The sequence below is a fragment of the Leptotrichia sp. OH3620_COT-345 genome, assembly GCF_003932895.1.
In the GTDB taxonomy this organism is placed as follows: domain Bacteria; phylum Fusobacteriota; class Fusobacteriia; order Fusobacteriales; family Leptotrichiaceae; genus Pseudoleptotrichia.
Genome location: NZ_RQYW01000121.1, coordinates 1 through 468, shown reverse-complemented (window position 1 = coordinate 468; position 468 = coordinate 1). Strand labels below are relative to the sequence as shown.

Here is a 468-nt window from a genome sequence, read left to right as displayed (position 1 = left end):
AGCTTATCCGCATTTATTTTCTTTATGTTTCCTTTTATTATCCCATTTTTATTATCTATTATTTTTCCGGTTAAAGTTAAGGCTCCTATAGAGTCTATCTTTCCTTTGGAGTTTCCTGTAAGATTTCCTCCTACTGTTATTTCTCTTCCTCTTATTACTCCTTCTCTATTATCAAGAGTACCTGTTATGTTTATTCCTTTTTCTGTATTAATTGATATACTGCCGCTGTTTTCTTTAGCTTCTTCTTTTTTTACATCTTCCTTTGTAAGTCCGTCTGATAATATATATCCTTTTACATTTCTCGTATCTTTTACATCAAGGGCTATCTTACTATTACTTCTTAATTCTCCGTTACTGTTGTCTAACTTCTCTCCCGTTACTTCCACTTTTTCCGTTGCAAATATGTTTCCCCTGTTTTCTGTCAGTCTTGACTTTATACTTATTTCCCCTTGCGCTTCTATTTCACTG

The 468-nt window shown here is 33.1% G+C and carries 1 protein-coding gene; it reads right to left on the bottom strand.

Annotation, left to right across the window (positions count from 1 at the left end; translation table 11 throughout):
* The coding region (locus EII29_RS11610) for a hypothetical protein (protein WP_199726101.1) at positions 1-468 on the bottom strand (468 nt) is incomplete at both ends.